Below are 21,992 nucleotides of genomic sequence, written 5' to 3'. Positions count from 1 at the left end.
GTTGGCTTGCCGTGACCCGAGGCGCCGATGAAACCGGCATCATCTCTGCGTCAAGGCGTCCAACGTGTCGCACGATGACGTGCTGCGGGCCTGGGCGGCCGCCCCGCACTCCGTGGGCGGGATAGCTCACCACCCGGGAGCTTATCGGCGACATCCGTGTTTCCCCCGGACATTCCGTCTTCGAAGCCGGTCAGCGTCGGCCATCTCCCACCCGGGGGCCGAAGATCGCGAAGCAGCGTCCTGTAAACCTTAACCTTGACCGGAGAGTTTCGATGGTGGGAGCATCCGCTGCGGCAGCCATGGCCGCCGCGCCTTCACGCGTGGGCGCCGCGGCGGCCCGGACCGATGAGCCGGTCCTCGCGAAGGTCGCCTTCACGGTGAACGGTCAGCGCCGAGACCTGGAACTCGACACGCGGACGAGCCTGCTCGACGCGGCGCGCGAGCACCTGCACCTGACCGGTTCCAAGAAGGGATGCGACCACGGTCAGTGCGGCGCCTGCACGATGATCGTCGACGGGCGGCGAATCAACGCCTGCCTGACGCTGGCGATCATGCACCAAGGCGCCGAGATCACGACCATCGAAGGGCTTGGGCAGCCGGACAACCTGCACCCGATGCAAGCCGCCTTCGTGAAGCATGATGGCTACCAGTGCGGGTACTGCACGCCAGGCCAGATCTGCTCGGGCGTCGCGGTGCTGGAGGAGATTGAGGCCGGCATCCCGAGCCACGTGACCGCGGATCTCACCGCTGCACCCCAGATGACCGAGGCCGAGATACGCGAGCGGATGAGCGGCAACATCTGCCGCTGCGGGGCCTATTCCAACATCGTCGAGGCGATGACCGAGGTCGCAGGGCACCGTGCCGCGCGGAGGCAGGCATGAGGTCCTTCACCTACGAGCGCCCGAGCACCCCGGCCCAGGCCGCGGCCTCCGTCGCGCGCACGCCCGATGCCAAATTCATCGCCGGCGGAACGAATCTCCTCGACCTGATGAAGCTGCAGATCGAGACACCGCGGCACCTCGTCGACGTGAACGGCCTGGGCCTCGACATGGTCGAGCCGACCGCAGAGGGCGGCCTGCGCATCGGCGCGCTCGTGCGCAACACCGACCTCGCGGCCCATCCGCGGGTGCGCAAGGAGTACGGGGTGCTGGCCCGGGCGCTGCTCGCGGGCGCCTCGGGCCAGCTGCGCAACAAGGCGACCACCGCCGGCAACCTGCTTCAGCGGACGCGCTGCCCGTATTTCTACGACACGGCCCAGGCCTGCAACAAGCGCCAGCCCGGCTCCGGCTGCTCGGCTCTGGACGGCGTGAGCCGCCAACTCGCCGTGATCGGCGGCAGCGAGGCCTGCATCGCCACGCATCCGGGCGACATGGCAGTTGCCATGCGCGTGCTCGACGCCACCGTCGAGACGGTCGATGCCGAGGGCGCTGAGCGGAAGATCCCGCTCGCGGAGTTCCACCGTCTGCCCGGCGACGAGCCTCAGCGCGACACGAACCTCAGGCCCGGCGAACTCATCACCGCGGTGACGCTGCCCGCGCCGAAAGCGGGCACGCATATCTACCGCAAGGTCCGCGACCGCGCCTCCTACGCCTACGCGCTGGTCTCGGTGGCCGCGATCATCGCCGAGGACGGCACCGGGCGCGTCGCCTTCGGCGGCGTTGCCCACAAGCCGTGGCGGGTCGAGGCGGCCGAGGCCGATCTCCCGAAGGGCGCCAAGGCAGCGGCAGATCAGGTCTTCGCCGACGCCAGGCCCACCGCCGACAACGCCTACAAGCTGAAGCTCGCCGAGCGGACCCTCGGCGCGGTGCTCAATCTAGCGAGGTCCTGAGCCATGAAGTTCGACACCCCCGCCGGCCCGAACCCGATCGACCGGCTCAAGATCGTGGGCCATGCCACCGACCGCATCGACGGCAAGTACAAGACGACCGGCACCGCGCCCTACGCCTACGAGCGCCACGACGCGGCGCGCGGTGCGGTCTACGGTTACGTGCTCGGTGCCGGCATCGCGAAGGGGCGCATCCGCAGCATCGACACCGCGGCGGCCCGGCAGGCCCCCGGCGTCGTCGCCATCGTCACGACCCTTGATACGCCCCGTCTGAAGCGCGGCGTGATGAACGCCGCCTACCTGTTCGGCGGCGACGAGATCCAGCACTATCACCAGGCCATCGCCGTGGTGGTGGCCGAGACTTTCGAGCAAGCCCGGGCGGCGGCCTTCCTAGTCAAGGTCGATTGCACGCCCGAGGCGGGCAAGTTCGACCTCGCGACCGAAGCGAGGGCCGCTAAACCTGTCCCGGCCGACAGCGGCGAGGGCAGCGGCGGCGACGGTGAGGAGCGCGTCGGCGACTTCGAGGCGGCCTTCGCGCAGGCGCCGGTGACGCTCGACGCGACCTACACGACCGCCGACGAGAGCCACGCCATGATGGAGCCGCACGCCACCGTGGCGGCCTGGGAGGGCGACAGGGTCACGCTCTGGACCTCCAACCAGATGATCGGCTGGGGCCACGGCAGCATCGCCAAGATCCTCGGTCTGCCGAAGGAGAAGGTCCGGCTCGACTCGCCCTTCGTCGGCGGCGGGTTCGGCGGCAAGCTGTTCGTGCGCGCCGATGCGGTGCTGGCGGCCCTGGCCTCGAAGGCGGCGGGGCGCCCCGTGAAGGTGGCGCTGACGCGCCCCCTGATCGCCAACAACACCACGCACCGGCCCGCCACGATCCAGCGGGTGCGCATCGGCGCGACGCGGGACGGTGCGATCACGGCCATCGCGCACGAGAGCACCTCCGGGAACCTGCCCGACGGCGATCCCGAGACGGCGGTGAACCAGACCAAGTTCCTCTACGCGGGGGCGAACCGCCTGACCGCCATGAAGCTCGCCCACCTCGACCTGCCCGAGGGCAACGCCATGCGCGCGCCCGGTGAGGCCCCGGGTCTGGCAGTCCTCGAAGTCGCCATGGACGAAATGGCCGAGAAGCTCGGACTCGATCCGGTGGAGTTTCGCATCCGCAACGACACCCAGGTCGATCCGAACCAGCCGGACCGCCGCTTCTCGCACCGCGACCTCGTCGGCTGCCTGACGCTCGGTGCGGAGCGGTTCGACTGGGCCAAGCGCAACCCCGAGCCCGGTCAGGTCCGGAATGGGCAGTGGCTCGTCGGACTCGGCATGGCCGCCGCGTTTCGCAACAACCTGGTGATGAAGTCCGGCGCCCGGGTGCGCCTGGACGACACAGGTACGGTCGCGGTCGAGACCGACATGACCGACATCGGGACCGGCAGCTACACGATCATCGCCCAGACCGCCGCCGAGATGATGGGCGTGCCCCTCGACCGGGTCGTGGTGCGGCTCGGGGATTCCTCCTTTCCGGTCTCCGCGGGCTCCGGGGGGCAGTGGGGGGCGAACTCCTCGACGGCGGGCGTGTACGCGGCCTGTGTCAAGCTGCGTGAGGCCGTGGCGCAGAAGCTCGGCTTCAATGCCACCGACGCGGTGTTCGAGGACGGGCAGGTCCGGGCAGGCAATCGCGCCATCCCGCTCGCCCAGGCAGCCTCGGACGGAGCGCTGGTGGCCGAGGAAACGATCGAGTTCGGCAAGATCGTCCACGCGCAGCAGCAATCGACCTTCGGCGCCCATTTCGTCGAGGTCGGGGTCGACGCCGACACCGCGGAGGTGCGGGTGCGGCGGATGCTGGCGGTCTGCGCGGCCGGTCGGATCCTCAACCCGAAATCCGCCCGCAGCCAGGTCATCGGCGGGATGGTCATGGGCACCGGGGCGGCCCTGATGGAGAAGCTGGTCGTCGACACGAAGCGCGGGTTCTTCGCCAATCACGACCTTGCCGGCTACGAGGTACCGGTCCACGCCGACATCCCGCATCAGGAGGTGATCTTCCTCGATGAGGTTGATCCGATGTCCTCGCCCATGAAGGCCAAGGGCGTCGGCGAATTGGGGATCTGCGGCGTCGGCGCGGCGGTCGCGAACGCGATCTACAACGCGACCGGCATCCGTGTGCGGGACTATCCCATCACCCTCGACAAGCTGCTCGACCGAATGCCCGACGCCGCCTGAAGGCCGATGCGCCTGTTAGAACCTTCTCTCGTGCGCGCCGACGTCGAGAATCCACCGGTCCTTGAGCTCGGCTTTTCCCAAGCGCGGGCCATCATGCGATGATGGCACCGGAGGCAACGACATGCACGACAGCGACGATCACGGCCACGCCCACGACCCCGGGGCTGCCGATCACCACAACGGCGCTACCGAGCGCTGGAAGCACGACGGGGTGCGGGTGATCCCGGGGGACCGGCTCGACGCGAACACCGCGCAGACGCCCGGAATGTTCCGTCAGGCGGCGATCAACGCCGCCCGGGTCGGCGCCCAGAAGATCTGGGCCGGCACCGTGGCGATCCAGCCCGATGCGAAGACCGGCGTCCATCACCACGGCGAACTGGAGAGCGTGATCTACGTCGTCTCCGGCCGCGCCCGGATGCGCTGGGGCGAGCGGCTCGAATACGTCGCCGAGGCCGGCCCGGGCGATTTCATCTTCGTGCCGCCCTTCGTACCCCATCAGGAGATCAACGCCTCGACGGACGAGCCCCTGCATTGCGTACTGGTGCGCTCCGACAACGAGGCCGTGGTGGTCAACCTGCCCGACGTTCAGGCCGCCGAACGGCCCGAGACCGTCTACTGGGTCGATCCCATTCACAAGCACCCGTGAGCCGCCGGAGACATCGCCGATGAGCCGGGACCGCCAACTGCATCTCGGCGCCTTCATGCGCCCGGTCGGGATCCATACAGCGTGGTGGCGTTATCCCGGCAGCTACCCGGATGCCAACTTCAACTTCGAGCATCTGGCGCATTTCGCGCGGCGGCTGGAGGCGGCGAAGTTCGACGCCTTCTTCATGGCCGACCATCTGGCCGTGATGAACATGCCGATGGCCGCGCTCCGGCGCTCGGCCACCGTCACCTCCTTCGATCCGCTGACCCTGCTGCCGGCGCTCGCCGTGTTGACCGAGCGGATCGGGCTGATCGCCACGGCCTCCACAACCTATAACGAGCCCTATCACATCGCCCGGAAGTTCGCCTCGCTGGACTACATCTCGAAGGGCCGCGCCGGCTGGAACCTCGTCACCTCAGGGAATCCGGACGAGGCGCTGAACTTCGGCCGCGACGCGCACCTCGATCATGCGACCCGCTATGCCCGGGCGCGCGAGTTCTTCGACGTGGTGACGGGCCTCTGGGATTCCTGGGCCGACGACGCTTTCACGATGAATTCGGAGTGCGGCCTGTTCTTCGAGCCCGAGAAGATGCACGTCCTCGACCACCGGGGCGACTTCCTGAAGGTGAAAGGCCCGCTCAACATCGCCCGGCCGGTGCAGGGCTGGCCGGTGATCGTGCAGGCCGGCGCCTCCGAGGCCGGCAAGCAGATCGCCGCCGAGACCGCCGAGATGGTGTTCTGCTCCGGCTCGACCGTGGAGGCGGCGCAGGCCTTCTACGCAGACGTGAAGGGGCGCATGCCGGCGGCCGGGCGCGACCCGGACGACTTGAAGATCCTGCCCGGGTGCTTCGTGGTGCTGGGCGAGACGGAGGCCGAGGCCCAGGCCAAGAAGGCGCGCCTCGACGATCTCGTCCACCCCGATAGCGGGCTCGCCAACCTCTCGGTGCGGCTGGGTATCGACACGTCGGGCTTCGACCTCGACGCGCCCCTCCCCGAGATCCCCGAGACCAATGCCAGCAAGAGCGGGCAGGCGCAGATCGTCGACTATGCCCGGCGCACCGGCGCGACGGTGCGGGAGCTGGCCCGCAAGGTCGGGGGCTATGGCGGGCTGCAGATGGTCGGCACGCCGGCCCAGGTCGCCGACCGAATGGAGGCGTGGCTGGAGAGCCGCGCCTGCGACGGCTTCAACGTGATGTTCCCGTTCGTGCCAGTGGGTCTCGACGACGTGGTCGACCTGCTGGTGCCGGAACTCCAGCGGCGCGGCTTGTTCCGCACCGCCTACACGGGCACCACGCTACGCGACCACCTTGGCCTGAGACGGCCGGCCAACCGGTTCTTCCCGCCCGAGCGCCCGGACCGAGCAGCGTGTTGACGGGCCCGCATCCGCAGCATCGGAACGGACCCGTCCGAGAGGGCCAGCCTCAGTGTCCCTGCGCCTCGCGGAGCACGGACCGGACCTGGCCGGCTGCAACCTGCAGCGCCGTCTCCTTCGGGGCGCCCTCCGGACCGTCGTTCGCCAGAGAACCGAGCCTATAGGTAATTCTGTTCTCGACAGCTTGCAGCAATTCGCGCGCAGGCTCCGCCTCGATACGAACTAAAGTTTGCGCGAGGTCAAGATAGGCGCTTCGCATGAGGCTGAAGGCCAAGCGTGTCGCGGCTTCATCCGCGATCGGCATGATATCGGTCATCGCGTGTTCCTGATCAAACACGCTCCCCAGACCGATGGATCTATATACCGTCTGAAAAGGATTGTAAATTCGTTGCGAGAGAGTGGGAACTAGGCCGATTTTCTGTCCATTGGCGCGCGAAATTACAACATAGGGCAGTCAGTGCTGCTCCTGTGGCCTGCCGGTCACGAGCCAGGACGCGCGGGTTTGTCGGGTTGGGCGCGCGCCCGAAGCATTCGGACGATCCGCACCTTGACGCCAGCTCGCTTCGAGAGAGGTTACTGTATCGTTCGAGCTTCCGGAGCGAGAGAGCGCCCCGCTTCGAGCAATGCGCGGACCTTCCGAGTCGCGTGCAAGAGTATATCCGGACGCGCATCCTCGTAGGATGTCTCGTCGACGAAGCTCTGCAGGGCCTCGGTGATGCGGTCTTCGATCTCGTCCATCAGGGCGAGGCCGCCCGGGCCCTCGCGCCGCAGATGGGCGTCGGCGAGCGCGAGATAGGCCGCGCTCGCGAGCAGGAACGCGATGCCGTTCGCTTCCTGCGCAGCGTCGCAACTCTCATCGCCGCTGTCACTGCCGTCTGCGACTTCGTCGTCCATCGGCCCACTGACTCCCTCTCCGGATCCGCTCCCTGTGCCGCAGCCAGCGCGCGTCAGAAAGTAGGGAAAAGGGGGCATCGCCCGCGTCCATTCGGTCGACGCCGAGAGTCTTACCTCTCGGCGGCACGGCCGGCCGTGGCAAAGGGCGCCGCTTTCTCAGGAGCAGCTCGGACCTCCCGACCGGCGTGAACGCACCCGGCGCGCCGCTCCTGCCGCGCCCGAACGGCGCGCTGCCACCGGTCACCGCAGCTTCTCTCGCGGCTCGCGATTCGCAACGGTTTAGCTGGGAAGGCTGGTCATATTCTGGGGGGCGGCCTCCTTGGAGCTGGTGGTCTAGCATTTCTCGTTCCTGGCTCACCGTCTTCTCCTTCTCGCGGCGGCGGAAGGAGGGTGTCGAACTCGGGCGCAGCGCAGTGAAATGGCCCACGCGAGCCGCAGATACTGGGGGCGGTCGAACGTCGACGGGAGCGCCGAGCATCGCTGAGCCGGTCAATGCGCGTCCGGTCCGTGCGGCGGCGGGAAGGTGACAGCCTTCGAAGGTCACCCCGGCGCCGGGCGGGCCGCCAGCCAGGGCTTCGGGCATGCCCCGCTCGCTCCAGTGCAACGGCCGAGAGGCACTTGCGGCAGGCCTGCTTCTGCCCGTCACGACGACACAATTTTTCTGACGGCCCACCGAAGAGTTTTTCAGCAGCATGGCCGCCGAGATTTGGAGTACTATCGCGTGACAGGCGTGTGGTTTCATGCGGCGCCGAAAATATTGATGCGGTGCAATAAGAGGCGTCTGTAACACTCAGATGTTCCCGCGGCCGGATCCGTCTTGGTTCTCCGCGGGCAGCCTAAGAACAGAGTCGGAGACGGCGGGCGTCGCGGACGCACGGTCCTCCGAACCCCAGGGAGGATCACGGGCTCCATGAGGAAGAACAAGGTCATCACGGCGGACGAGGCGATCGCGCTGATCCGTGAGAACGACGTCGTGACCACCACGGGCTTCGTCCAGAGCTGCATCCCGGAGGCGCTGCATGCGGCCCTGGAAAAGCGCTTCGTCGAGACCGGCTCGCCGCGCGGGCTGACCCTGATCATGACGGCGGGCGCGGGCGACAGCAAAGGCCTGGGCACCGGCCGCCTCCACCATGACGGCCTCCTCTCTCGGGTCATCGCGGCCAATTTCGGCCGCATGCCCAAAGTCGCGAAGGCCGCGCAGGAGAACCTGATCCGCGGCTACAATCTGCCCCAGGGCGTGATCTCGCAGCTCTACAGGGCCTGCGCGGCCGGCCAGCCGGGCCTGTTCTCGAAGGTGGGCCTGAAGACCTACGTCGATCCGCGCCACGGCGGTGGAAGGGTCAACGACCTGACTACCGAAGACATCGTCAAGCTCGTCGAGGTCGATGGCGAGGAGTGGCTGTTCTACACCGCCACCAAGATCGACGTGGCCTTCATCCGCGCCACATCGGCCGACCCCTCGGGCAACCTCTCCTACGAGAAGGAGGCGTTGACCCTCGACTGTCTCGCCCAGGCGATGGCGGCCCGCAACAACGGCGGCATCGTCATCGCCCAGGTCGAGCGCATCGTCGATGACGGCTACCTGCTGCCCAAGGACGTGCGGGTGCCCGGCATCCTCGTCGACTGCGTCGTGGTCGCGGAGCCCGAGATGCACCGCATGAATTACGGCGTGATGCACGATGCGGCGCTCGCCGGCGAGATCCGGGTGCCGGTCACCGGCATCAAGCGGATGCCGCTCAACGAGCGCAAGATCATCGCACGGCGCGCCGCCTTCGAGCTGCCCCCGAACGGGGTCGTCAATCTCGGGGTCGGCGCGCCGGAGGGCATCTCGTCGGTCGCCAACGAGGAGAAGATCACCCCCTACATCACGCTGACCACGGAGGCGGGAGCGGTCGGCGGGGTGCTGGCCTCCGGCTCGAGTTTCGGCGCGGCCACCAACGCCGACTGCATCATCGACCAGAATCAGATGTTCGACTTCTACGACGGCGGCGGCCTCGACATGACCTGCCTCGGCATGGCCGAGTGCGACGAGGCCGGCAACGTCAACACGTCCCGGTTCGGTGGCAAGCTCAACGGTTGCGGCGGCTTCATCAACATCTCGCAAAACGCCCGCACCGTGGTGTTTGCCGGCACCTTCACGGCGGGCGGCCTCGAGATCGCCGTGAGCGACGGTCAGGTTCGGATCGTCAGCGAGGGCAAGGCACGCAAATTCGTCGCCCACGTGCAGCAGAACACCTTCTCCGGCCCCTACGCGGTCGAGCGCTCGCAACCGGTCCTCTACGTGACCGAGCGTTGCGTCTTCCAGCTGACGCCGGAGGGCTTGGAGCTGATCGAGGTTGCGCCCGGAATCGACATCGAGCGCGACATCCTCGCCCATATGGACTTCAAGCCGGTGGTGCGGAACCCCGTGCCGATGGATGCGCGCATCTTTCGCGACGGGCCGATGGAGCTCATCTCAGACCTGCTCAACCTCGATCTGAAATCCCGCGTCAGCTACGATGGGGAGCGCAACATTCTCTTCATCAACCTGGAAGGCTGGTATTGCCGGGTGAAGAGCGACATGGACGAGCTGCGCATGACCATCGTCGAGGCCTGCCGCAAGGCCGGCCAGCGGGTCAACGCCGTGATCAACCACGACGGCTTCCGGCTCAACGAGAACCTGTTCGATGATTACGCTGGGATGGTTCAGTATCTCCAGGCCAATTATTACGCGACGACGACCCGCTACGCGACGAGCGCCTTCCTGCGCCTGAAGATGGAGGAGGCGTTGAACAGGCGTGGCGTCGCACCCCACGTCTTCGAGCGAAAGGAGGAGGCGCAGGCCTTCGTCAGCAGCACCGAGGACAAGAAGGCCCGCAAGCGGATTTCGCCGGCAGTCGCCTCGGCGGCGTGAGGGCGACGCGGCGAAGGGACCGGGTGCCGCGGCGCCGAGCCTGCCAAGTTAGCCCGCAGGCCTGAGGGAAGTGCCCGAGCAGGTCATCGGGGCTTTCTTGACCATCCCTGGGGCGCGGACCGCCCGACGGGCGCCCCGGGGTTCCATGGCCCCCGCGCCGGAGTGAGGGCGCTCCAAGGCGGTCTTCTGATATAGGCGGGTGAACCCGTCCTCGTCGCAGGCTCAGCCGACGAGCGTCGCGAGGAGTCCGGCCCCTGCGTCAGCAACTTAGTCCTTCCGCAGTCGCGCTCGCCGAAGCGCCGCCGGCGAGCGCGTACCTTCCCGAGCGCGTCGCCGATCTCGCCCATGGGGCGTTGATCGGGGAGCTTGAGACTTGGCCGAAGCCAGGCCTCGTCAGCCCCATCGATTCCGGCAGTCACGACGATATGGATGCCGGGATCCTGCGCCGCAGCGCGGCCGCGATTCGCCCCTATTTCGCGGAGCTGGTCTCGGCCGGCAGCCGGGGCGCGACCATGGGCGAACTCCGCGCGATCGGCCTACGGGCCGAGGCCGCGATGCTGCGGGCCACCGGCGGCGTCAACGCGCATCGCGGCGCCGTCTTCGCCCTGGGCCTGATCTGCGCGGCGGCTGGCGCGCTCGGCGAGGCCCCCGCGTCCGCCGAGGCGCGCGCCGAGGCCGTCGGACGGCTCTGGGGAGACGCGATAGCCCGGGCGCCTGCCTCGCTGACGAGCCACGGCGGGCGCGCGGCGCGGCGCTACGGTGTCGGCGGCGCCAGCGCCGAAGCGGCGGCGGGCTTCCCAACGATCCGCGCAGTCGGACTCCCAACCCTCCGCTCGAGCCGCACGTGCGCGCCGGGCGATCCTGAGGCGACCCGCGTGCAATGCTTCTTCGCACTCCTTGCCGTTGTCGACGATACCAACCTGTTGCACCGCGGCGGGGCGGCAGGGCTGACCAGCGCGCGTGGAGCGGCCGCCGCTTTCCTGGCGACCGGCGGCATCGCGGCGCCGGGCTGGCAGGACCGTGCCGTCGCGATCCATCGCGACTTCGTGGCGGCGCGTTTGAGCCCGGGAGGGTGCGCCGATCTCCTGGCGGCGACGCTGCTCCTCGACGCGCTGGCCGCGGCATTCTGAAGGCACCGCGCCAGCCGGCAGAGCCGCGGCCGCCAGCCGGACTGTTCGGCTGCATTCCCGCGGCTCGGCTGGATACCTACATGGAGCCTGTCCCCTCTCCTGCCCCGGCCAGCCCGTGACCTTCATCAGGATCGCGCTCCTCGCGCTTGCTGCCCTCTTTGTCGTGCCTGTCGCAATCTCGGCGACGCTGTATTGGTTCAAGGCGGGCGGCGATTGGCGCTTGGCCGACCGGTCCAGCGCGGGACTGCTGCCGCCGGCAGCATCCTATTCCGCCGCGGTGGTGCGCATCTTCTCGGCCCGCACCGTGAGCTGGCGAGGCATCGTCGCGACGCACAGCTGGATCGTCATCAAGGGCGCTGACGAACGCGCCTATCGCCGCTTCGATTACACGGCCTGGGGTCATCCGATCTGGATCGACCGCTTCGTGCCGGACGGCCGCTGGTTCGGAAATCTGCCCGACGTGGTGTTCGCGGTCGATGGACCCGAAGCCGAGGCTATGCTCCCTCGGATCCGTGAGGCCGTCGCCCAGTACCGCTACGCCCGTCCCGGCGACTACGTCGTCTGGCCGGGACCGAACTCGAACACCTTCGTCGCCGCCGTGATGGCCGCCGTTCCCGAGATCCGGGCCAGCCTGCCCACGACCGCTATCGGCAAGGACTTTCCCTACGACGGCCGTTGGATCGGCTGGACACCCTCGGGCACCGGTATCCGGGTCAATCTCGGCGGCTATGCCGGGGTGACGCTCGGCTGGGTCGAGGGCTTGGAGTTGAACGTGCTCGGCGGCGTGGCCGGGCTCGACCTGCGCCGTCCGGGGATCAAGCTGCCGGCTCTGGGCCGTCTCGGCATCTAGCTATCGCAGCGGGAGGGCCCGGTCTCGCCCGAACCATCTCGTCGACTCCTCTGGGAGCCGACCCTCGTGCTCTCGATATGTAGCGATGCTCGCGCCGATGGTCGCAGGACGCCGTGCACAGTGCGGATGCATGAGCGGGCCCTTACACGGGCGTCGCGCTGCATGAGAGACAGCGGCTGTTGTCGGGACCGGGGCTCAGTTGCGGGCTATGCGGGTGCGTCCGGTGTCGGCAAGGCTCGGCAGGGGATCCTGCGTGCCGCTCACGACAACCAGGCGCTGGACCTCGCCCCGCAGGAAGGCCTGGAGAAACCGGTTGTAGTCCCGGAACGACACGCAACCGTTCGAATCACCGCGCGGTCCCAGCATGAAGGTGTGAGCCAGCAAGCCGACGCGGCCGTAGACTGCCTCGCTGCCGCCGACCGGCGTGAGCCGGATCGCCCGGACGCCGTGGAACAGCTGCTCGCGCTCGGTGAGGTCGTAGGTTCCCGGCGGCGTCGGCCCACGCATCCGCACATTGACCAAGCGCGGGTCGTCCAGTCCCTCTCTCAGGCCGGAATGGGCCTCAAGCCGTTCGCCGTTCGGCAACGTCACGGTGCGGGCTGCGATGTTGTAGACGGCAACCCCCGCCGTAGGGCTCGGCTCCTTCGACAAGGTCAGGGGCGGAGAGATGCGCCGCTGCGGCACGAGATCCGTCGGTTTGCTCTCCAGCGCCGCGTAGGCCATGGCCGGCGCGCTCTCGATCCCGAACAGCTTCTCCAGGAAGGAGCGGTCATCGGCCTGCGGCGCGGGCATTGGGGCAGGCGGCAGCTCGCGGCGCGCCATGCGGCGCTCGGCCCTGCGGGTGAGGCTTGCACCGCCTGATGCGCGGAACTCCGGCGGGCGCGGCACCGGAAGCGGGACAACCATCTCGGCCCGCGGCGGCTCGGCGCTCTGCGCCTCCGCCTCGGGGGCGATCTCCGGGGCCGGTGCGATGGATGGGGGCTCCATCTGAGTCCAAGCCCAGCGCGACAGCGGGCCGCCGGTGGCGTCGCGCCAAGTCTCTGGGGTGGGCATCTCGACAGGCGACGCCTGCGGCGCAGGCGTCTCGAGGGCCGCCTCAGCGCGGGGCGTCTCGGCCGGCGCTTCGGTCATGGCGATCCGGGATTCCGGCCCCTCGGGTGAGGCGACCGGCGAAGGAGCCGGCGGCAACACGCTGCTTCCGACCGCCGCCATCACCAATGCCCCCGTGAGCACCGTCAACGGGGCCAAGCAGGAGCGGCGCGCGCTCCGGGTGTCGAGGCCGTCCAGCGGCACGGAATCGATGGCCATGTGGGTGCCCATGCTCCTCGTGGCGGAGGGGGTACCACCAGACCGCCGCCATCTCCGCGAACGGTGCGGAGGAATCGCGACGGGCCAACTGGCCCCGCTCAGGCTGAAACAGCGGGGCCGGGCCGGCTTTTCTGGGGCGACTGCGTGGTCGATCCTGGCTCGATCAGGACCATTTTCGGGCAGCTTTCGCCGCTAACACGCGGTCATCAGGCAGTTTTCGGTGGCCGATGCCCTTTAATCGTTGTCGATCTGCCGGCCGAGAAGCGCGATCGCCCGCTCGTAAACCGGGGCGGCGTTCCAGCCCTGGATCGCGGCGAAATTCGGCTCACCGGGCTGGTAGCCTGCGCCCGCGCGCCAACCATGCGCCTTGAGGAAGTTCGCGGTCGACGACAGGGCGGCTCCGACGTTGTTGAGGTCGCCGGTTCCGTAGGAGAGCACGTTCTTGGGCAGGAACTGCGTGTGGCCGACCTCACCGTGCGCCGCACCGCGGGTGCTGGGCGTCAGCAGCCCGCGGTCGATCAGCGTCAGCGCGGCATAGAGTTGCTCGGTGAAATATTCTGTGCGCCGGCAATCGTAGGCGAGCGTCGCCACCGCCGAGAGGGTGTTCACGTTGCCGCGCACCGCGCCGAAGCCCGTCTCCATTCCCCAGATCGCCAGCAGCGGACCCGGCGGAACGCCGTAGCGCTGCTCGATCGACTGGAACAGGGCGGCGTTGGAGCGCTTGAGCGCCCGCCCGCGCGAGACGATCGTCGGGCCGCCGCGCTTGGCTAGGAACTGGTCCAGCGACAGCTTGAAGCTGTGCTGCCCGCGATCCGCCGAGATGGTGGCCGTCGAATAGGTCGTGTTCTGGAGCGCCGCCAAGCTCGCAGCGCTGGCCCGGCCGCGCGCTTCCTCGGCGAACTGCCGCTTCCAGGTCTCGAACCCGGCGGCAGAGCTGCCGCACTGGGCGGCATGGGCCTGCCCGGCGCTGAGAGCGAGCCCAGCCATTGCCGCCACCGCGAAGGTCATACGCCGCTTATTGTCGATCACGCGAAACACTCCTCCGGCGCATCGTCGCGCCCCGTCCTTCTGGCGATACCGGGCCACATCTCGTCGACATGAGGGCGAGAAGATGTCGAAGCAGCGATCTTCAGCCGTCCCGTACTCAAAACATCGCGCATTCGCTGATCCGCCGCGAGATCGTTCGACCCGACGGTTCGGAGCGTCGTGAATAATGCGTGTTCGGCCACTCTGCACGTCACCGTGCGTTCGCGCGTCCGGGCCGGGGCGTGGGAGTGCGCGCGCTCCCGCGGGAGCGCGCGCCCGCGGGAGCGGGTGTCCCGAGCCAAGCTGACACGGCATCCGCTGCCAAATCCCGATTCCCAGGGAATACCTTCTTTGCCGACGAAGTGTAATCGGCCAAAATAACTTCGAACTGCTGTCACAACATTGTCAAACGACAGTCATAGCTTTGCCAGCGGAAAGAGTGCTGCGAAAAAACGGGGTGTGCTCGATGACGTTCCGGGCGGATTATCGCCCTCGGTACTTCCGAAGCTCCTGACCGGCGATCGGCATTACGCGATTTCAGCCGCGGCCGATCGGCTTGCGTGAACATGAGCGCCCCCGAAGAGTCGCCCTCTGACAAGGCAGGAGATCGGCTCATCCTTCGGCAGAGCCGAGCCTGATCCCGGCGGAGCCCGGGCGCCAAGCAACCGAGGGTGGCTGTGACCGCCGGCGGCCCGGTGTTCGGCCTGACACACAGCGAGACAGGACATCCATGGCCATCGGAATGCACGGCACCGGTCCATCGCGCGCGGACACGCCCGGCCCGGACCTCGATCGCGACGGCGTCGCGAAGGCTTATGGCCGTTGGGCACCCGTCTATGACGTGGTCTTCGGTCCGGTCTTCGCGCAGGGACGGAGCCTGGCTGCGGTCGCCGCGGAGAAGATCGGCGGCCGCGTCCTGGAGGTCGGCGTCGGCACGGGGCTTTCCCTGCCGGCCTATCGCCGCGTGCGGGCCGTCGTGGGTATCGATATCTCGGCGCCCATGCTGGCGAAGGCCAGCCGCCGGGTGGTGCGGTTGGGCCTGAAGAATGTCGAGCGCCTCGCCGTGATGGATGCCGAGCACCTCGAATTCACGGACGCCTCCTTCGACGTGGTCGTCGCCCAATACGTGGTGACGGCAGTCCCGAACCCGGAGGCGGCGCTGGACGAGTTCACCCGGGTGCTCCGCCCCGGCGGCGAGATCATCATCACCACGCGGATCGGCGCCGAGGCGGGGCTGCGCCGCGCCGTGGAGCATGCCCTGGCGCCGATCACGAGACGTCTGGGCTGGCGGACCGAATTCGCCTGGAGCCGCTATGCCGCCTGGGCGGCCAAGGCCCCGGTCGAGGTCGTCGAGCGCCGCGACCTGCCGCCGCTGGGGCACTTCTCCCTCATTCGCATGCGCAAGCGGAGCGCCTGAACGCGGCCGTCGCGCGAGCCTTCTAACAGCCCACCACCATTCGATCGGGGAAGCACATCATGGCCAGCTTTCTGGAGGCGCTGCGCGTCCAGCGTTGGGATGACCACAGGTACTACCATCATAACCGCGTCAATCAGAGCTTGCATGTGGTCAGCGCCGTGAGCTTCCTCGTGGCCTATGCGCTGGCCTTCAAGGATCCCGCCACGGCGGCGCTCATCGGATGGCTCGTGGCGATGACGTCTCGGCAGGCCGGTCACCTGTTCTTCGAGCCGAAGGGCTACGACCACGTGAACGGTGCCACGCACGAGCACAAGGAGGAGATCAAGGTCGGCTATAACCTCCGGCGCAAGGTTGTGCTTCTCGCGATCTGGGCGCTGTCGCCGCTGCCACTCTACTTCGATCCGAGCCTGTTCGGGTTGATCGCACCGCATCAGACCACCGCGGACTTGGTCCGCAATGTCGGATGGATCTGGCTGTGGCTGGCGCTCGCTGGCCTGCTCTTCCGGATGGTGCAGTTGTTCTTCCAGCGCGACGTGCAGACCGGTCTCGTCTGGGTGAGCAAAATTCTCACGGACCCCTTTCACGACATCAAGCTCTACCATCGGGCGCCGCTCGCGCTGCTGCACGGCGAACTGGTGGAGGAGCACGAGCCGCACGAGCGCGGCGCCTGAGCCGCACCGACGCGCCGGGCCGAAGCCGGTCCGGCGCGGTGCCGCGTCAGGCGCGTTCCGGTCCGCGCAGCCCGGGGCGACCCAGGCGTATCGCCGCGATCTCGCGCAAGATGGCCCGGCGGATCGCCTTGTCGCTCGGCGCGCCGGCCTCCCACCAGCCATCCGCGCGCATCGCGCGCGCCGCCGCAACGAATCGCTCGGCCACGGCCGCGAACGCCGCATCGTCATAGGCGAGGCTGAAGATCATGCGGCCGGTCCCCACCCAGGAGAGAGCGAGTCCCTCGGCGCGCAGGTAGAATTGCAACATCCAATTGTAGCGCGACGGCTTGGTGTACAAGACCGTCCAGATGGTGGACAGGTTGGCCACCCGCACCGGCAGTCCGGCCGCCGCCAGCATGGCATTGAGCCGCTGCGCGCGCGTGTCCCAGATCGTGTCGAGGTCCGCGTAGAGAGCCGCGACCTCGGGCGTGTCCAGCCGGTCCAGGAACGCGCTCATGGCGCCCATGACGTAGGGATGGGCATTGAAGGTCCCGCGGGCGAAGCAGATGTCTACGGGCCGGTCGTCCCGAAAGCGGCGCATCAGGTCGGCACGCCCGCACAGCACGCCTACAGGCAGGCCACCGCCCAGCGTCTTGCCGTAGGTGACCATATCGGCCTGCACGCCGAAAAAGTCCTGCGCGCCGCCGCGGGCGAGGCGAAAGCCGAGGAAGACCTCGTCGAGGATCAGCACGATGCCGCGGGCGCTGCACACCGCGCGCAGGTCGTGCAGCCACTTCGTGTAGCCGTCGCGGTCGAACTGCGCCTTGCGGCCGCTATCCACGAGAGCGGAATCCGCTGGCGCGCCGGCATTCGGGTGCATCGCTTGGAGCGGGTTCACGAGCACGCAGGCGACGTCCCGCCGGGTCGACAGGACCCGCAGAGTCGGCTCGGACATGTCGGCGAGGGTGAGCGTGTCGCGGGTCGGCATCGGGTTGCCGATGCCGGGCTGCACCGCGCCCCACCAGCCGTGATAGGCGCCGCAGAAACGCACGATCCGGCGCCGGCCGGTATGGTAGCGGGCGAGGCGCACCGCCTGCATCACCGCCTCGGTGCCGGACATGTGGAACGAGACCTCGTCGAGGCCGGAAATCGCCTTCAGCCGCGCCACGTTGCCGGTCACGACCGGGTGGAGCGGGCCCAGCACGGGCCCGAGCGCGGCGACGCGCGCGGCCCCCTCCTCCAGGCACGCCCGGTAGAAATCGACGCCGAACAGGTTCACGCCATAGGATCCGGCGAGATCGTAGAAGACGTTGCCGTCGAGATCCGTGACGGTGACACCCTCCGCGGCGGCCGCGAAGGCGCCCGTGCTGAGATGCTCGCGCACATGGCGGGCATACTGGAAGGGCACCCGGTAGAGCCCGGTGAACTGAAGGTCCGACAGGCCGTCGCGCACCGCCTCGGTTTCGGCGCGGGTGCGGGCGAAGCGGGTCCGGAACAGCGCGGAGAGCCGCGCGAAACCGGCTTCCCGGCGCAAGGCCACCGCCTCGTCCGGATCGTCGGAGCGGAAGAAGCCGCGTTCGGAATAGGCGTAGTGCGGGATCAGCCCCGCCACGCGCCGCGCCATGCGCGCGTGGCCGGTCAGCGAGGGATGTTTCGCCCGCGAGAGCTGAAGGCGTTGTGCCGCCCGTGGCAGGGCGAGCAGCGCTGCGGCGGTGGTGGCGGACAGGGTTGCGAGGAGCGCGGACATCGCTTCGCTCCCTATCGAAGGCGGTTCACGGCATGATGACGGTTTCCGGAACGCCCCTGCGGCGCGTCCTGGCACGGGTCGGCGCGCAGGAGGATCTGAATTTCCTGCTGACCAACCGCCTGCCGCGGCGCCTCGCCACCCGGTTCATGGGCTGGTTCAGCCGCATCGAGCAGCCGCTGGTGCGCGATCTCTCCATCGCGACCTGGCGCCTGTTCTGCGATGTCGATCTCAGCGACGCCCGGGACAGCCGGTTTCCGAGCCTCCACGCCGCCTTCGTGCGTGCCCTACGTCCCGGTTCCCGTCCGGTGCATCCCGATGTCGAAATCCTCACGAGCCCCTGCGACGCGATCCTGGGGGCCCATGGCCGGATCGAAGCGGGGCGCCTGTTCCAGATCAAGGCGTTGTCCTATCGCCTCGCGGACCTGCTCGGCGGTGACGAAGCGCTGGCCCGCTCCCATGAGGGTGGAACCTACGCGACCCTCCGGTTGACGGCTGGCATGTACCACCGCTTCCACGCACCGCACGACCTGCGCGTCGACTCGGTCCGGCACATCTGGGGCGATACCTGGAACGTCAACCCGATTGCGTTGAAGCGCGTGGAGGCCCTGTTCTGCCGCAACGAGCGCGCAGTTCTGCGCCTGCGGGTGGCCGAAGCCGGCCATGCCGTCACGCTGGTCCCGGTGGCGGCGATTCTGGTGGCCGGCCTGCGCCTCGGCATTCTGCCGGACGGCACCGAACTTCGCCAGACAGGCGGCCGCACGCTGCCGTGCACAGCCCGCCTCGCCAAGGGCGCCGAGATGGGCTGGTTCGAGCACGGCTCGACCATCGTGGTACTGGCGCCCGCGGGCTTCACGCTCTGGCCGACCCTGCGCGAGGGGGCCCGCCTGCGCATGGGCGAGCCCCTGATGCGCCTGCCGGGAGCTTCGGTGCCCCGCTCCTTCTGAGCGCCGTTCGCTGCCTCAAACCGCCATGATTTCCGCGCCCGTCACGATCTACTCTTCCGACTGACGCGATAGGCGCGTGGCCGCCTCAAGCACCCGGGCCGCGGCCGCACCGACTTTCCGAGGGGCCTGAGGCACGCTCTGTTGTTGATTCTGACCGCATGAGTCCCGTCCGGCGCCCGACTGAGTTGCGCCCTCTCCCGGGATGAAAGACCCGCCCCGACGCGAGCGAGGCGGGCGACAGCCGTTATGCCTGCGCCGCGGCTTCAGTCGTCGAAGTCATGGTGGTGATGGTGGTGCTCCTCGTAGAACCGCCTCTCCTCGTAGCGCCGCGGGTGGTGGTGCCGGACGACGACGTCCTCGTGATCTCCGTGGCGGTAGACCTCGACGTGGTCGTGCGGGCGCCGGTATCCGCCGCCCTCGTAGTATTGGGCGGAGGCCACGGCGGGCGCGAGGATCAGGGCCGCCGTGAAACCCGCCAAGATCGTCCTCATGTGTCGCTCCGAAGGTAATCCCGAATGCGAGCATCCTGGGACGGCCGCCTTGAACGCGCTCTGACATCGACGTTCAGCAACCGGTAACCTTCCCGCATCTTGAAGCCGCGAGGACCGCGGACCGGGTTCCCCTCGGGCTGCGGCTCCTCCGGCATTGGCCTCAGTGGCGGTGCTCTTCGACCACGGTGTACTCGTGGACGTCGTCGTGGTGGTGCTCGTGCACGACCGGCTCGTCGTGGTGGTGCTCGTGCACGACGGTGCCATGAGTGTGCTCGACGTCGTGATGATCGCCGTGAACCGACACGCCGCCCGGGCCGACATCAACGTGCTGGGCGAGCGCGGGGACAGGGGCGAAAGCCAGGGCAGCGGAGGCGGCGAGAGCGGCGATGGTGATCTTCATCTGTGTCTCCTGAGGTCTTGGAATAGCTCCACAATGCAGAGTTGCGCGAAACCGTTTCGGGCTATTTCTCCTCGGTTTCCGTGCGGTCGATTCCCGCCATTCCAAAGGCGAGTGATTGAAGTTCCCGCGTCTCTTCTGGCTCGCAGCGGGCCGGTCATCTAATCTCGACCGCTCGGTCTGGCTGAACGTGTGGGATTGCCGGACGAACATTTCCGAAGGCCGGCGTGGAAAGAGCCGTTCATCCCGAGTTCAAGCCCCTCACGACAGAGCTTGTGTCGTCGGACCTCAATCGCACATAAGGGCGACGATGACCGCGGCGCGACGCGATAGGGCCTTCGGGGCGCTGACGGGGTGGTGGGCGACCGCCGCCCGCCTGCTCGCGCTCGTCCTTGCCCTGTCGCTCGTCGCGCCCAGCGCCGGCCTCGCCGCCGACGTCGCCTACCACGATGGCGGCGGGAGGCACGTTACGGAGCTTGCGAGCCTGGAGGCTGCGCCTGAGGCCGGTGCAACCGACCCCGGCATGGCCTGCCACCTCCATTGCGGCTGCCACCAAGCCGCACCCGCCGTGACGGGCTTTACCGAGCCGGTCTTCGGCGTTGCCCGGCCGACCTATGCCCGCCTGAGCGAGGCGGGTACCTCTGTGTCACCGGACCGTCTGCCGAGGCCTCCTCGCGCCTGAGGTGACGCCGCGAAGGCGCGCGTCCTGAACTTGGAGCCGACGCTCCAGGCCGCCCTCCCAGGTCACCGAAGCGGGACTGCCGCGTCCGTTCGAACGGCGCCAGGTCTCGGCCGAGCAGGTCTCATGCGCATTCTCCTCACCGCGGCCCTCGTGGCCGCCGGCGTCCTCGTGGGCGCCACTGTTCCCATGGTTTCCGCCTTCGTCCGCGGCCTCCTGACCTCAGCTGGACTGCCGCCCACGGTCCTCACCTTCGCCGCCGGGCCGACGCCCGATCGAGAGGCGTCCGCGGGCGGAGCCGACCATGCCAAACACGGCGGCCACGATCGCGGGACGCCTGCGCCGAGGTCAGCCGGCGGCCACGCCCATGGCGAACACGAGCACTCCGAGGCCGAGGGCGAGGAGGGGCACGTCAAGATGACAGCCCAGCAGGTCGCCGGCCAGGACATCAAGGTCGCCTCCGTCGGGGGCGGGACGCTGGCCCGGCACATCCTCGTTCCCGGCACCATCACCCCCGATACCGACCGGATCGCCCGGGTCCCCGCCCGGGTGGCCGGGACCGTGGCCGAGATGCGCAAGCGCCTCGGCGATGTCGTGCAGAAGGACGAAATCGTGGCCGTGCTCGACAGCCGGGAGGTCGCCGACGCCAAGAGCGAGTACCTCACCGCCTTGGTCCAGGCCGAGCTGCAGAAGATCAACTTCGAGCGCCAGCAGAAGCTTCTGGCCTCGCAGGCGGCCTCGGAGGCGGCGTTCCAGAACGCGCGCGCCACCTTCCTGGAGAACCAGCTGCGCGTCGACCTGGCCCGGCAAAAGCTCTCCGCGCTCGGACTGAACGCCGCCGACGTCCAGGCCGCGCAGAAGCGCGACGAGGCCACTCCAAACCAGTCTACGCTCCGGCGCTACGAGTTACGCTCGCCGCTCGGGGGCCGGATCGTGGAGCGCAAGGTCGACGTCGGGACGGCGGTCGGCAAGGAGGGCGACCCATCAGACATCTACACCGTAGCCGACCTCTCCAATGTCTGGATCGAGCTGTCGGTGCCCACTGTCGACCTCGCCAAGGTGAAGGAGGGCGCCCGCGTCGTGGTCACTCCCGGCCAGGAGGGCAGCGACCGCCACGAGGAGGGCAGGGTCATTTTCGTCAGCCCGATCCTGAACCCGGACACCCGCTCCGCCCGGGTGATCGTCGCCCTGACGAACAAGGACATGGCCTGGCGTCCGGGCACCTTCGTCACCGCTGAGGTCGAGATCGCGCAGGACAGGGTCGCCGTAAGGCTTCCCAAGGCGGCACTGCAGACAGTGGACGGCAAGCGCGTCGTCTTCGTGCGCACCGAGGAGGGCTTCGAGAAGCGCGAGGTCGAGCTCGGGCGCGGCGACGACGACGCCTACGAGGTCACATCGGGGCTCAAGCCCGGCGACGAGATCGCGGTCGCCAACTCCTTCCTCCTCAAGGCCGAGCTCGGAAAGAGCGAAGCCGCGCACGACCATTGAGGAAGCCGG

Annotated in this window: 20 protein-coding genes; 13 read left to right on the top strand and 7 right to left on the bottom strand. The window is 68.5% G+C overall.

What is annotated here, in order from left to right; all coding sequences use genetic code 11:
• The first annotated feature begins 272 nt into the window (after positions 1 to 272).
• From paoA to ACYCO6_RS07190, 5 genes are all read left to right on the top strand, one after another.
• The gene (paoA, locus tag ACYCO6_RS07210; RefSeq protein WP_459770618.1) at positions 273 to 881 is read left to right on the top strand and encodes an aldehyde dehydrogenase iron-sulfur subunit PaoA; all 609 of its coding nucleotides are present in this window, start codon (positions 273 to 275) and stop codon (positions 879 to 881) included.
• Positions 878 to 1,828 (top strand): FAD binding domain-containing protein, encoded by a 951-nt coding sequence (locus ACYCO6_RS07205; protein WP_459770616.1) that lies wholly within the window; start codon positions 878 to 880, stop codon positions 1,826 to 1,828. Before paoA ends, ACYCO6_RS07205 begins: the two co-directional genes overlap by 4 nt.
• Before the next feature lie 3 nt (positions 1,829 to 1,831).
• Positions 1,832 to 4,051 carry an aldehyde oxidoreductase molybdenum-binding subunit PaoC gene (paoC, locus tag ACYCO6_RS07200; protein ID WP_459770614.1) on the top strand — a complete coding sequence of 740 codons (2,220 nt, stop codon included), beginning with the start codon at positions 1,832 to 1,834 and terminating at the stop codon, positions 4,049 to 4,051.
• A gap of 121 nt (positions 4,052 to 4,172) precedes the next feature.
• Positions 4,173 to 4,697 (top strand): cupin domain-containing protein, encoded by a 525-nt coding sequence (locus ACYCO6_RS07195; protein WP_459770612.1) that lies wholly within the window; start codon positions 4,173 to 4,175, stop codon positions 4,695 to 4,697.
• Positions 4,698 to 4,716: 19 nt separating this feature from the next.
• On the top strand, positions 4,717 to 6,069 hold the full coding sequence (locus tag ACYCO6_RS07190) for an LLM class flavin-dependent oxidoreductase (RefSeq protein ID WP_459770610.1): 1,353 nt from the start codon (positions 4,717 to 4,719) through the stop codon (positions 6,067 to 6,069).
• 49 nt (positions 6,070 to 6,118) lie between these two features.
• Here ACYCO6_RS07190 and ACYCO6_RS07185 read toward each other — a convergent pair whose 3' ends face one another.
• Together ACYCO6_RS07185 and ACYCO6_RS07180 are read right to left on the bottom strand one after the other, a co-directional pair.
• A complete protein-coding gene (locus ACYCO6_RS07185) occupies positions 6,119 to 6,385 on the bottom strand; it encodes a hypothetical protein (protein ID WP_459770607.1) in 267 nt (88 codons plus the stop codon).
• Positions 6,386 to 6,642: 257 nt separating this feature from the next.
• Positions 6,643 to 6,963: a hypothetical protein gene (locus tag ACYCO6_RS07180; RefSeq protein WP_459770604.1), complete on the bottom strand. Its 321-nt coding sequence runs from the start codon at positions 6,961 to 6,963 to the stop codon at positions 6,643 to 6,645.
• A gap of 910 nt (positions 6,964 to 7,873) precedes the next feature.
• On the opposite strand from ACYCO6_RS07180, the gene ACYCO6_RS07175 reads away from it, so the two are divergent.
• From ACYCO6_RS07175 to ACYCO6_RS07165, 3 genes are all read left to right on the top strand, one after another.
• On the top strand, positions 7,874 to 9,856 hold the full coding sequence (locus ACYCO6_RS07175) for an acyl CoA:acetate/3-ketoacid CoA transferase (RefSeq protein WP_459770599.1): 1,983 nt from the start codon (positions 7,874 to 7,876) through the stop codon (positions 9,854 to 9,856).
• Positions 9,857 to 10,110: 254 nt separating this feature from the next.
• A complete protein-coding gene (gene mdcB / locus ACYCO6_RS07170; RefSeq protein WP_459773459.1) occupies positions 10,111 to 10,986 on the top strand; it encodes a triphosphoribosyl-dephospho-CoA synthase MdcB in 876 nt (291 codons plus the stop codon).
• Positions 10,987 to 11,101: 115 nt separating this feature from the next.
• Positions 11,102 to 11,836, top strand: coding sequence for a DUF3750 domain-containing protein (locus ACYCO6_RS07165; protein ID WP_459770597.1), 735 nt, complete (start codon positions 11,102 to 11,104; stop codon positions 11,834 to 11,836).
• Between the two features lie 195 nt (positions 11,837 to 12,031).
• Here ACYCO6_RS07165 and ACYCO6_RS07160 read toward each other — a convergent pair whose 3' ends face one another.
• Both ACYCO6_RS07160 and ACYCO6_RS07155 read right to left on the bottom strand, forming a co-directional pair.
• Complete coding sequence (locus ACYCO6_RS07160) at positions 12,032 to 13,144, bottom strand: DUF2778 domain-containing protein (protein ID WP_459770595.1); 1,113 nt, start codon at positions 13,142 to 13,144, stop codon at positions 12,032 to 12,034.
• A gap of 234 nt (positions 13,145 to 13,378) precedes the next feature.
• The gene (locus ACYCO6_RS07155; RefSeq protein WP_459773457.1) at positions 13,379 to 14,152 is read right to left on the bottom strand and encodes a lytic murein transglycosylase; all 774 of its coding nucleotides are present in this window, start codon (positions 14,150 to 14,152) and stop codon (positions 13,379 to 13,381) included.
• Positions 14,153 to 14,900: 748 nt separating this feature from the next.
• Between ACYCO6_RS07155 and ACYCO6_RS07150 the strand changes: the two genes are divergently transcribed.
• Positions 14,901 to 15,587: a class I SAM-dependent methyltransferase gene (locus tag ACYCO6_RS07150; RefSeq protein WP_459770592.1), complete on the top strand. Its 687-nt coding sequence runs from the start codon at positions 14,901 to 14,903 to the stop codon at positions 15,585 to 15,587.
• A gap of 59 nt (positions 15,588 to 15,646) precedes the next feature.
• Complete coding sequence (locus ACYCO6_RS07145) at positions 15,647 to 16,258, top strand: hypothetical protein (protein WP_459770590.1); 612 nt, start codon at positions 15,647 to 15,649, stop codon at positions 16,256 to 16,258.
• 46 nt (positions 16,259 to 16,304) lie between these two features.
• Here the strand turns inward: ACYCO6_RS07145 and ACYCO6_RS07140 are convergent, their stop codons facing one another.
• Positions 16,305 to 17,984 carry an aminotransferase class III-fold pyridoxal phosphate-dependent enzyme gene (locus tag ACYCO6_RS07140; protein WP_459770588.1) on the bottom strand — a complete coding sequence of 560 codons (1,680 nt, stop codon included), beginning with the start codon at positions 17,982 to 17,984 and terminating at the stop codon, positions 16,305 to 16,307.
• Positions 17,985 to 18,016: 32 nt separating this feature from the next.
• On the opposite strand from ACYCO6_RS07140, the gene asd reads away from it, so the two are divergent.
• Positions 18,017 to 18,928 (top strand): archaetidylserine decarboxylase, encoded by a 912-nt coding sequence (gene asd / locus ACYCO6_RS07135; RefSeq protein WP_459770587.1) that lies wholly within the window; start codon positions 18,017 to 18,019, stop codon positions 18,926 to 18,928.
• Between the two features lie 263 nt (positions 18,929 to 19,191).
• On the opposite strand, the gene ACYCO6_RS07130 is transcribed toward asd, so the two are convergent.
• Together ACYCO6_RS07130 and ACYCO6_RS07125 are read right to left on the bottom strand one after the other, a co-directional pair.
• The gene (locus ACYCO6_RS07130) at positions 19,192 to 19,419 is read right to left on the bottom strand and encodes a hypothetical protein (protein WP_459770585.1); all 228 of its coding nucleotides are present in this window, start codon (positions 19,417 to 19,419) and stop codon (positions 19,192 to 19,194) included.
• A 160-nt stretch (positions 19,420 to 19,579) separates the two neighbouring features.
• Positions 19,580 to 19,819, bottom strand: coding sequence for a hypothetical protein (locus ACYCO6_RS07125; protein WP_459770583.1), 240 nt, complete (start codon positions 19,817 to 19,819; stop codon positions 19,580 to 19,582).
• A gap of 307 nt (positions 19,820 to 20,126) precedes the next feature.
• Here ACYCO6_RS07125 and ACYCO6_RS07120 point away from each other — a divergent pair, with 307 nt between their 5' ends.
• Entirely contained in the window at positions 20,127 to 20,498 is a 372-nt protein-coding gene (locus ACYCO6_RS07120) for a hypothetical protein (RefSeq protein ID WP_459770581.1), read from the top strand.
• 123 nt (positions 20,499 to 20,621) lie between these two features.
• A complete protein-coding gene (locus ACYCO6_RS07115; RefSeq protein WP_459770579.1) occupies positions 20,622 to 21,983 on the top strand; it encodes an efflux RND transporter periplasmic adaptor subunit in 1,362 nt (453 codons plus the stop codon).
• Positions 21,984 to 21,992 lie beyond the last annotated feature (9 nt).

It is taken from the genome of Methylobacterium sp. CM6257 (assembly GCF_054611515.1).
Note: the sequence above shows the minus strand (reverse complement) of the source record. Positions and strands in the feature narration are given on the sequence as shown.